The sequence below is a fragment of the Streptomyces sp. NPDC021020 genome (assembly GCF_044333285.1).
Lineage (GTDB): Bacteria > Actinomycetota > Actinomycetes > Streptomycetales > Streptomycetaceae > Actinacidiphila.
The window spans coordinates 340,997-351,518 of record NZ_JBIRQQ010000010.1 but is presented as its reverse complement, the minus strand read 5'-3'; the positions used below and the strand labels follow the sequence as shown (position 1 = coordinate 351,518).

Below are 10,522 nucleotides of genomic sequence, written 5' to 3'. Positions count from 1 at the left end.
CAGAACCTGCTGAAGTGCTGGACCGGCACCTGCACCACCTGCGGCCGACCACTCACCACCAGAAGCAGACCCAGAACCTAACGAAGCACTACTAGAACGCCCCCGGCAGCCCCGGCGCCGTCGCCCGTACGGGGGGCGGGGCCGGAATCCGGGCGGCGGCGCGGGCGTTCTCCCCGCGGAGCAGGACGGCCCCGCGTCCGCCGGGGCCCGGCCAGGACACCGCATCCGAGGAGCGACCATGAGCCACCCCGACAAGCCCGCCGACGTGACGCCCGACCTGCTGCGCACCCAGCGCACCGGCGTCCTCGTCACCCTCAAGCGCGACGGCCGCCCGCAGCTGTCGAACGTGTCCTTCACCTACGACGACGAGACGCGGCTGATCCGCATCTCGGCCACCGACGGCCGCGCCAAGACCCGCAACCTGCGCCGCGACCCGCGCGCGAGCTTCTACGTCACCGGGCCCGACCTTCTGGCGTACCTGGTCGTCGAGGGCGACGCCGAGATCACCCCGGTCGCCGCCGACCCGCACGACGCGACGGTCGACGAACTGGTCGACGTCTACCGGGCGATCGCCGGCGAGCACCCGGACTGGGACGAATACCGCGCGGCGATGGTCGCCGACGGGCGGCTGGTGATCAGCCTGCGGGCCGACCGCGGCTACGGGCTGCGGCCGGCCGGCCCGTTCAGCGGCCCGCTGGACTGACCGCCGGACGCAGGGAGGCGGTCAGTTCTTGAGCGCTTCCGCGACCGCGTCGGCGAGGGAGCCGGTGGGGCGCCCGATGAGGCGCGCCAGCTCGCCGCTCCCGCCTTCGAGCAGGCCGGGGCGTATCGCGTTGACGTCGACGTCGACGAGGATCTCGGCGAAGGGGCCGGGAAGACCGGCGCCGACCAGGACGTCCCGCAGTTGCGGGGCGTCCAGCTCGTGGTGGGCGACCTGGACGCCGCTCTGCCGGGTCAGCTCGGCGGCGTACTCGGCCAGCGTGAAGGTGTCGTCGCCGCTCAGCTCGTACGCGGCGCCGTCGTGCCCGCCGGTGGTCAGGACCGCGGCGGCGGCCTCGGCGTAGTCGGCGCGCGGGGCGGCGCCGATCCGGCCGTCCCCGGCGGCGCCGGCGACCCCGTGGGCCAGCTGCACGGGGATCTGCGCGGTGTAGTTCTCGGTGTACCAGCCGTTGCGCAGGAAGGTGTGGACGAGACCGGAGTCCACGATCAGCTGCTCGGTCGCCTTGTGCTCGTCGGCGAGGACGAAGTCGGCGGCCGGGCCGCCGAGGATGCCGGTGTAGACCAGGCGGGCCACGCCCGCGGCCTTGGCGGCCTCGACGACGGCGGTGTGCTGGGGCAGCCGCCTGCCCACCTCGTCGGCGGAGATCAGCAGCACGGTGTCCCCGGCGCGGAAGGCGCCGGCCAGGGTGTCGGGGCGGTCGTAGTCGGCCGTCCTGACCTCGACGCCCTGTTCGGCCAGGCCGGACGCCTTCCGCGGGTCGCGCACGGCAGCGACGACCTGGTCGGCCGGGACGCGCCGCAGCAGCGCGGCGGTCACGAGGCGGCCCAGCTGCCCGGTGGCTCCGGTGACGACAATGCTCATGAAAGTCTCCAAAATCCCTTTTGATCAACTACCTCACTCACTTTAAAAGGGGTTCACGTCCAGAGGGAAGTACGCACTTTTTGGTAAGCTAGGCGCATGACCACCACCCCGGCCGCCCGCGCGGCGGCGACGCTGCCCTTCGACGCGCTGTCCGCCGACTGCCCGTCCCGCTCCGTGGTGGACCGGCTGACCAGCCGCTGGGGCGTCCTCGTCCTGGCCGCCCTGCGGCGCGGGCGGGTGATGCGCTTCAGCGAGCTGCGCCGCACGGTCGAGGGCGTGAGCGAGAAGATGCTGGCCCAGACCCTGCAAGGGCTGGAGCGCGAGGGCCTGGTGCACCGCGAGGCCCGCCCCGTGGTGCCGCCGCACGTGGAGTACACCCTCACGCCCCCGGGGGAGGAGGCGGCCGTGCTGGTCATCGGCCTGGTCGCCTGGGCCGAGGCCAACACCGAGGCGATCGTGCAGGCCCGCGCCTCGTACGACGGCCGCCGCACCGCCTGAGCGCTCCCCGCACCGCCTGACCGCCCCCGGCGTCACCCGCGTCGCCCCGCCGAAAACCCGTACGGGCAGCGGTCCGTGCCGCAGCACAATGGCGTGCATGCCAGCCCAGCCGCACCACCCGCGCATCCCCGCGGGCCACGATCCGCGTGCCGCCGTCGACGAGCTGCTCGCCCGGCTCGACCCGCTCGCCCGCCCCGCCCGGACGCGGGCGCTCGCCGCATGGGCGCGCGAGCGCGCGGAGAGCGGGGTGCTGGGCACGCTGCTGACCGAGCTGGAGACGCGCGGGACGTTCGGGCGGCGGCTCGCCGTCGTCGCCGCGTGCGCGGGCCAGGACGCCGGCCACCTCGCGGACCGGCTCGCCGACCCCGACCCGGCCGTGCGCGGCCACGCGCTGCGGGCCTCGCGCCACCTGCCGATCGGCGACGACGCCCTGGAGCGGGCCATGGAGGACGCCCCGCAGGTGGTACGCGCCGCGGTCGAGGCCGCGATCGTCGCGGGCGGGCGGACCGCGCTCGCGGAGCGGCTGATCGGACCCGTCCGCGAGCGGTGGGGGGACGCGGAGGCGGTACGGCTGCTGCCGGGCTGCGGGACCGAGGCGGTACGGGCGCTGCTGCCCGGACTCTTCCCGGCGGTGGCGCACTGGCGCGTACTGGGCCGCCGCCACCCGGAGGCGGTGCTCGACGAGGCGGCCCGGCAGCTCGCCGGACTGCCCCGGACCGCACGGGCCGGCTGGTGGGTACGCAACGGGGACATCTTCCCCGCGGTGGCCGAGGCCCTTCCGCTGCGGGTCCTGGACGTGCTGGAGGAGCACTGCCCGCCGAATCCGCCGTACGCGGTGCGCGCGAGCCTGGCGCCGCTGCTCCGGGCGGCCCCGGGGCGGACGATCGGCCTGCTCACCTCCCCGCAAAGGGCCGCCCGGCCGGCCCCCGACCTGGTGTCCCGTACCGCGCTGGGCCGGATCGCCCGGCGCGGGGTGCCGGAGCTGGCCGACCTCGGCCGGGCCTGGAGCCGCACCCCGGCGGCCTACGCGCTGCTGCTGCGCGCGCTGCCGCCGTCGCAGCGCGAGGCCTTCCACGACACCGCGACCGCGGACCGGGACCTGCGCCGTACCGCCCTCGCCGACAGCGTGCTGGAGGCGCTGCCCCGCCGCCGCGCGCAGACCGAGGCGCGGCGGATGGCGGCGCAGGCCGCCGAACAGGGGAAGGACTGGTCGACCGTGCTGGCCGCCGTGGCCCACCTGCCGGTGGCCGAGGCGCGGGAGCGGCTGCTCGCCGCGACCCGCCGGCCCTCGGCGGAGGACCGCGCGGCGGCGTATCCGCTGCTGGTCCGCAACGCGGCCCGCTCCGGCGACCCGGCGGCCGTCACCGCCCTGCTCGGCGACCTCCAGCGGCTGCGCAACGAGCAGGAACCGGTACGCGGGCCCGCCCTCCAGGCCCTCGCCGCGGTGCCGCCGCGCCTCTTCTCCGGCGCGGACCGGCCGCACCTGGACAAGATCACCACCGACGCCGTCGAGGCCCGCGACAGCTCCGGGCGGACGCGGCACGCCCTGTCCACGCTGGCCGTCGGGATGCTGCGCGAGCACGCGGTGAGCGACGAACGCGACCTGGTGGCCTGGGCGCTGGAGACCGTGACCCGGCTGTCCGGGCCCACCGGCGGCCACACCCTGGGAAAACTCGACACCAAGCTGCGCAAGGGGCAGGAATTCCAGGTCTTCGAGACGCTGCGCCCCTGGCTGGAGGCGGGCGCGGACAAGGCCGACCACTCGCTCACCTTCGCCCTGGCACACGCACTCGGCCGGCGCGCCCACCGCATGCCGGAACTCCGGGAACTCCTGTGGGAGGCGGTCCGGTCCGGCAACGACGCCACCGTGCGGCAGGCCGTCGACCTGCTGCTCGACGACCCGGAGCGGCGGGACGAGCGCACGGCGCGGATCCTCGGACAGGAGCCCTCGGCAGCCGTGCTCCCGCCCGTCTTGCGGGTCCTGACGCACCGCAGGACGGATCTGCTGGACGCCGTCCTCACCGACACCCCGCCGTACGGGCGCTTCCTCACCCCGCGCACCCCGTGGCTGCCGCCCGTCGACGGCATCCACGGCTGGCTGCCCCGCCAGCAGGCCGCCGCCGCGCGGCTGCTGGCCCGGGCCGCCGCGGACTCCTCGCTCCCCGAGTGGACCCGGGCCGGGCACATACGGGCCCTGGCCGCCGTCCCCGAGCACGGCTTCGCCGCCGTGCGCCGCTGGACCGGCTCCCCGGCCACCGTGCTCGCCGAAGCGGCCCTCGCCGCCCTGGCGTGGACCGACCGCCCCGCCGAGGCGCTGCCGCTGCTGCTGGAGCACGCGGGCGACGACCGGGCGCGGGTCGCCGTCTACGCCGCGCACCGCGTGAGCACGCGCGTCGCCCCGTCCGCGCTGGAGGCGATCCTGCGCACCGCGCTGCTGCCCGGCGCCGGCGGTGCGCCCGCGGCGGCGAAGGTCACCAGCCGGAAGGAGTTCGTACGGCTCGCCGCCGTGGGGCTGCCCGTCAGCACCGCGGCCGGCATCCTCGCCGCCACCTTCGCCCTCCCGGAGCAGCACCCCGACGTGCGGGCGGCGTGCGTGTCCGCCGCCGCCGGGCTGCTGCCCTCCCCGGCCGCGTGGGGGCTGCTGGAAGCCGCCGCCGACGGCCCGCCCGTCACCCGTACGGCCCTGCTGCGGGTGCACCCCTACGAGCTGCAGGCCCATGAACGGCCGCGTTTCGCACGGCTGGTGGGCCGCGTCGCGCACAGCGCCGACCGGGAGACCGCCGACCTCGCGGCGGGCCTGCTCACCGTGTGGGCACCGTGGTACGCCGAGGCCGGACCGCTGCTGGCCGCCCGGACCACCGACCTCGGCAACCGCACGGCCTGGCGCGCGGCGGCGGACGGCCTGGTGGCCCTCGCCGCCGCACCGGACGGGGACGGCCCGCTGCTGGACGCCCTGGCCCGGCTCGCCGCCGTTCCCGCCGACCACCTGGACGCCGAGGCCGAACGCGACCGGCCCGCCCGCCGGCGCCTTGCCCACCTCGTGACCGGGCTCGCGTCCGCGGCCGCCCCGCGCCCGGCCACGGTCCAGCGGGCGGCGGCCCGGCGCGCCGCCGAACTCCTGTGCGCCACCCCCGGCTTCCTGCCCCAGGGGGCGCAACTCGCCGTCACGGCCCTGGATCTCGACGCGACCGCCCCGCAACTGCTCGGCGCCCTGGACGACCTGGCCGCCCTGCACGCGGACCGCCCCCTGCTCGCCGACCGCACCGCGAGCACCCTGCACAGCCGCCTCACCGCGGCCCACCGCCCCGGCGACCCCCTCGTGCTCCTGGCCGCCGCCGAGCGCCTCACCCTGGCCGGCACCCAGGCGGCCGGACTGCTGGCCCTCGCCGTCACCCGCGCGCTGGGCACGCGTACCTCCTGGCAGCAGGAGTGGCGGGCCCGGCTGCGCGCCCTGCGCCGCCACGCCTGCCCGGACGTCCGGGACGCGGCCCTGGAGGTGACCACCGCGGCGGAGTGACCAGGTGCGCCCGCCGGACCGGGCGCCGAGGGGCCGTTGACAGGCACCGGTCCCGGTGGGTGGACTGGGGGCGATCACCTGGAGGAGCCCATGACCACCCACGCCGGCCGCGCGCTGCCGACCAGCACACCGGCCGCCGAGGGGGTCGACGCGCGCGGCGTCCACGCCTTCCTCGACGCGCTGGAGGCCGCGCCCGGCATCGACCCCCACAGCGTCATGCTGCTGCGGAACGGCCGCCTGGTCGCCGAGGGCTGGTGGGCGCCGCGCACCGCGGACCGGCCGCAACTGCTGTACTCCCTGAGCAAGAGCTTCACCTCGGCCGCCGCGGGCCTGGCCGCCGCCGACGGCCTGCTCGACCTGGACGCGCCCGTGGTCTCCTACTTCCCCCGGTTCGCGGCGGAGGTCACCGATCCGCGCAGCCGGTCGATGCTGGTACGGCACATCGCCGCCATGGCCAGCGGCCACGAGTCCGACACCTGGCAGCGCGCGCTCGACGCCGACCGGGCCGAGCCCGTACGCGGCTTCCTGTCCCTCCCGCCGGAGCGCGAGCCCGGCACGGTCTTCGCCTACAACCAGTCCTGCACGTACACCCTGGGCGCCATCGTGCAGCAGGTCACGGGGCAGTCCCTGACGGGCTATCTGCGGGAGCGGCTGTTCGGTCCGCTCGGCATCGCCGAGACCGTCTGGGAGCAGTACCCGGCCGGGCGCGACCTCGGCTTCAGCGGGATGTACGCCACGACGGACGCGGTCGCCCGCCTCGGGCAGCTCCACCTCCAGGGCGGGGTCTGGGAGGGCCGGCGGCTGCTCCCCGCCGCGTGGGTGGCCGAGGCGACCCGCGCGCACGTGCCGAACGGCGACGGGACGGCCGAGGGCGCCGCGACCTCCGACTGGCAGCAGGGCTACGGCTTCCAGTTCTGGATGTCCCGGCACGGCTTCCGGGGCGACGGGGCCTACGGTCAGTACTGCGTGGTGCTGCCCGAGTACAACGCCGTCCTCGCCCTGACCTCGCAGACCCTGGACATGCAGGAGGTGCTGGACGCGGCGTGGCGGCACCTGCTGCCCGCGTTCGGCGACGCCCCGCTGCCGGACCGCGAGAAGGACGACGAGTCGCTGCGGCTGCGCATGTCGCGGCTCGCGCTGCCGGGAGTGGCGGGCGCGGCCGCGCCCCCGGCCGGGGCTGGGGAGTGGGCGGGGGCGCGGTTCGCACCGGCGGGCGGCACCTGCGACGAGCAGCCGACACTGACGCTTGTGGGCCTGCGGCGGGGCGACGGGACCGACTGGGCGCTCGACCTGACCGAGGGCGGGCAGACCTTCACCCTCGGCTTCGCCCCCGGCGGCTGGACGACGACCGAAGGCGGCGCCGGGACGCCGCCGTGCGCGGTCAGCGCCGGGTGGACGGACCGCGACACGCTCACCGCCACCGTGCGCTTCCTGGAGACGCCGCACAGCCTGGACCTGCGGTGCGAGCTGTCCGAGCAGTCCGAGCTGTTGACGGGTACCTTCACCGCGGCCTGGCGCACCAGGCCGCTGCACCCGCGGCCGCTGCTGCACCGCATGCACGGACCGCGCCCCTGAGTCGCACCCGGCGTCACGTACCCGCCGGGCGCGGCTCCGCCCTCACCGGGCGGGGCTCGGCTGGGTGAGGTTCACCGCGTTGCCGTCGGGGTCCGTGACGTGGGCGACGCGCTGCCCCCACGGCATGTCGCTGGGGCCCCCGCCGACCGAGCCGCCCAGCGCTTCCACGCGGCCGAGCGTCTTCTCGACGTCGTCGACGGCGACGCTGAGCACGACGCGCGCGGGCCCGGCAGGAGCGTCCGGCCTCGCCACCAGCCCGAGGTCGGAGTCGCCGACGCGCAGGCCGACGTAGAAGGCCGGACCCTTCGCCGGCTCCCGGAAGACCTCCTCGGCGCCGAACAGCTCCGTGTAGAAGCCGATCAGGACGTCGAGCCGGGCGGTGATGATCACTGGCTGGATCGTGGACATGGCACTCCTGTCAGGAACGGTCGTCTGCCGGGACAGACCGTCCGGGGGCGGCGAACTCATCGGTGGAGCGGCTCCGCGCAGGGCGGCGGGCGGCTCGGCGAGGACGGCGCTGCCGCCCTGGGTGACGTTGCCCGCGCTGCCGCCGGCCGCCAGGCGGCGCACCGAGCCCTGGGCGGGCTCGCCGTCGAAGCAGTAGACGCGGTGGTCGAGGGTGTCGGGGCCGAGCCGGGGCTGCACCACCATCGTCGTCTCGGAGGCGCTCGCCAGGGCCAGCACCTCGTGGAGCCGGCGGGGGCTGTCCGCCACGAAGACGGCGTTGCCGCCGCCCCAGTCGGCGGGCTTGACCACGGCCGGACAGGCGATGCCCAGCGCCTCCAGGTCGTACCGGCCCGGGTAGTGGGCGCGGGTGGACAGGCGCAGCGTCGGCAGCGGCCGGACGCCGGGGCCGAAGTCCTGGAGCCCGGCGAGCAGCTTGTCGTTGTCGACCATGCTGTGCAGGGCCGGGACGGTCACGCAGAACCCGGCCTCCTCCAGGACCGCGTACGTCGTCAGGTGCCGCCAGATGTCCACCGCGTTCGCGGGCCACGACATCAGCTTCGTGTGGAAGAAGACCTCCTGCGGTGAGACCGGTGTGCCGCGCACCCGCACCGACCCGCCTACGGTGTGCAGCCGCGCACATCCACTGCGTACCCATCACTCACCGCATCTACTCGAATGCTCTGCGCAATCATCCGTGGTTGGCGCCGTGTTGACGGACGCGTACGCCCATGGCCGCCGGCGCTCGCAGCCGTCCCGACCCGTACGCCCCCCGCGTCCCTCGGGGGGCGCGGTTCAGACGCCGACGTCCCGCAGGCGCAGGTCGGCGGCGGACTCCCGGCGTATCAGCAGCCGGGCCCGGCCGTTGGCGACCGCGATCACCGGGGGGCGGCCGACCATGGTGTAGCTGGAGGCCATGGACAGCTGGTACGCGCCCGCGACCGGCACCGCCAGCAGGTCGCCGGGGCGTACGTCCCCGGGCAGGGTGACGTCCTCGGCGAGCACGTCACCGGCCTCGCAGTACCTGCCCACCACCGTGACGCGCGTGGGTGCGGCGGCCGAGGCCCGGCCGACGAGGGCGGGCGCGTACCGGACCCCGTACAGCGCGGGCCGCGGGTTGTCGCTCATGCCGCCGTCCACGGCCACCAGGACGCGTCCGCCGGTGTGCTTGACGGCCAGGACGCGGTAGACGGCGACCGCGGCGGGCCCGGCGATGGCCCGGCCCGGCTCGACGGTCAGCCGGGGGAGGGGCAGGCCGCTGCGGCGGCAGCCGTCGGCGAGTTCGGCCCGGACGCGGGCGGCCAGCGCGGTGATGTCCAGGGCCCGGTCGCCGGGCCGGTAGGCCACGGCGTGGCCGCCGCCGAGGTCGAGCTGCGGCAGGACGACGCCGTGCTGGTCGCGGATGCGTGCCAGCAGCCCGACCAGCCGCCGCAGCGCGACCAGGTACGGTCTGATCTCCGTCACCTGGGAGCCGATGTGGCAGTGCAGGCCGACCAGTTCCAGGCGGGGCTGCCCGAGGATCCGCTCGACCGCGTGCTGGGCGGAGCCGTCGGCGACGGACACGCCGAACTTCTGGTCGTCGGTGCCGGTACGGACGGACCTGTGCGCGCCCGCGACCACGCCCGGCACCACGCGCAGCAGGACCTGCTGCCGGTCGTGGCGGGCGACGAGGGTGGCCAGCCGGGCGATCTCGGCGCTGTTGTCGATGACGATCCGCCCGACGCCGAGCCGGACGGCGGTGCGCAGGTCCTCCGGGGTCTTCGCGTTGCCGTGCATCACGATGCGGTCCGGGGGGAAACCGGTGGCGACGGCCAGTTCCAGCTCGCCGGCCGAGCAGACGTCCAGGCCGAGCCCTTCGGCGCGCACCCATGTGGCGACCGCCCGGCACAGGAACGCCTTGGCGGCGTAGACGACGTCGGCCTCGGGGAAGGCGGCCGTGTACGTACGGCAGCGGCCGCGGAAGTCGTCCTCGTCCAGCACGTACAGCGGGGTGCCGAAGCGGTCCGCGGCCTCGGCCAGCGGGACGCTCGCGACGCTCAGATCACCCCCGGGGGCGTGTCCGGCCGACGCCGGCCACACGGAGAGGGCATCGGGCACGGCGCCCGTGGTCAGGGGAAGGGACACGGGCTGCCCCCTAGCCCACGAGCAGGTGGCGCGGGCCCTGCGGAAGGGCGGGGCCGGGCGCCGGTGCCGACAGGCGCGGATCGACGCGCAGCTCGGTGATGCCGAGCGGGGCGGCCAGCGCGCGCAGGGCCGGTGCGGACAGGCGTTCCCAGTGCTGGTCCGGGCCGAGCGCCCGGAGCAGCGACTGCCGGCTGGTGAAGGCCACCGCGATGCGCCCGCCGAGGGCGTTGCGGAAGAAGCGGGTGGTGCAGCCCAGGGGTCCCGGCCGGACGGGGACGAACAGCGCGTGTCCGGCCGGGCCCCGTTCGAGGGGCTCGGATTCCTCCGGGGTGGTGGGTGCCTGCATGGCGGACTCCTCGTGCCGTCGGTCGCCGCAGGCGTTCAGGACCCGCGGCACTCCACGACGCTATCCCCGGCCCGGCGGGCGCCCCCGCCCCTCCTGACGCGCGCTTGACGCCGGGAGCCCGGCCTTGACGCGCCCCTGACGGCCGGGGCCCGGCGCTCCTCGTGCCGGACGCGTGCGCCGCCCCGACTGCCGCGGGCGGCGGAGCAGGTCACCCGGCGTCGATCGGCTGCCCGTCGAACTCCCCGCCGTGGCAGGTCAGCGCAGCGCCCTTCGCGACGGGGTGACCGCCGCCGACGAGGCAGTCCTCCATCCAGATCCCGGCGACCGGAGCGGCCGAGGGGGAAGCGGAGGCGGGGACCGGCGCCAGGACCGCCGGAAGGGCCGCGGCCAGGAGGGCGGTGAGCAGTGCGGTGGTGACGACGCGTCGCATCGGTGG

General features: G+C 76.3%; 9 protein-coding genes. 4 read left to right on the top strand and 5 right to left on the bottom strand.

The window, feature by feature from the left end:
* The first annotated feature begins 238 nt into the window (after positions 1-238).
* The gene (locus ACH4SL_RS29455; RefSeq protein WP_398450984.1) at positions 239-703 is read left to right on the top strand and encodes a PPOX class F420-dependent oxidoreductase; all 465 of its coding nucleotides are present in this window, start codon (positions 239-241) and stop codon (positions 701-703) included.
* Positions 704-724: 21 nt separating this feature from the next.
* On the opposite strand, the gene ACH4SL_RS29450 is transcribed toward ACH4SL_RS29455, so the two are convergent.
* Positions 725-1,582 carry an SDR family oxidoreductase gene (locus ACH4SL_RS29450; protein ID WP_398450982.1) on the bottom strand — a complete coding sequence of 286 codons (858 nt, stop codon included), beginning with the start codon at positions 1,580-1,582 and terminating at the stop codon, positions 725-727.
* A 96-nt stretch (positions 1,583-1,678) separates the two neighbouring features.
* Between ACH4SL_RS29450 and ACH4SL_RS29445 the strand changes: the two genes are divergently transcribed.
* The 3 genes from ACH4SL_RS29445 to ACH4SL_RS29435 all read left to right on the top strand — a co-directional run bounded on the left by ACH4SL_RS29445 (position 1,679) and on the right by ACH4SL_RS29435 (position 7,172).
* On the top strand, positions 1,679-2,080 hold the full coding sequence (locus ACH4SL_RS29445) for a winged helix-turn-helix transcriptional regulator (RefSeq protein ID WP_398450980.1): 402 nt from the start codon (positions 1,679-1,681) through the stop codon (positions 2,078-2,080).
* Positions 2,081-2,177: 97 nt separating this feature from the next.
* Positions 2,178-5,597: a hypothetical protein gene (locus tag ACH4SL_RS29440; RefSeq protein ID WP_398450978.1), complete on the top strand. Its 3,420-nt coding sequence runs from the start codon at positions 2,178-2,180 to the stop codon at positions 5,595-5,597.
* Positions 5,598-5,687: 90 nt separating this feature from the next.
* Positions 5,688-7,172, top strand: a complete 1,485-nt coding sequence (locus ACH4SL_RS29435) for a serine hydrolase domain-containing protein (protein WP_398450976.1) — start codon at positions 5,688-5,690, stop codon at positions 7,170-7,172.
* 42 nt (positions 7,173-7,214) lie between these two features.
* Here ACH4SL_RS29435 and ACH4SL_RS29430 read toward each other — a convergent pair whose 3' ends face one another.
* The 4 genes from ACH4SL_RS29430 to ACH4SL_RS29415 all read right to left on the bottom strand — a co-directional run bounded on the left by ACH4SL_RS29430 (position 7,215) and on the right by ACH4SL_RS29415 (position 10,516).
* Entirely contained in the window at positions 7,215-7,580 is a 366-nt protein-coding gene (locus tag ACH4SL_RS29430; RefSeq protein WP_398451011.1) for a VOC family protein, read from the bottom strand.
* 831 nt (positions 7,581-8,411) lie between these two features.
* Positions 8,412-9,740, bottom strand: coding sequence for a diaminopimelate decarboxylase (gene lysA / locus ACH4SL_RS29425; RefSeq protein ID WP_398450974.1), 1,329 nt, complete (start codon positions 9,738-9,740; stop codon positions 8,412-8,414).
* A 10-nt stretch (positions 9,741-9,750) separates the two neighbouring features.
* Positions 9,751-10,086, bottom strand: coding sequence for an SAV_915 family protein (locus ACH4SL_RS29420; protein WP_398450972.1), 336 nt, complete (start codon positions 10,084-10,086; stop codon positions 9,751-9,753).
* Between the two features lie 208 nt (positions 10,087-10,294).
* The gene (locus ACH4SL_RS29415; protein WP_398450970.1) at positions 10,295-10,516 is read right to left on the bottom strand and encodes a hypothetical protein; all 222 of its coding nucleotides are present in this window, start codon (positions 10,514-10,516) and stop codon (positions 10,295-10,297) included.
* Positions 10,517-10,522: the final 6 nt, after the last annotated feature.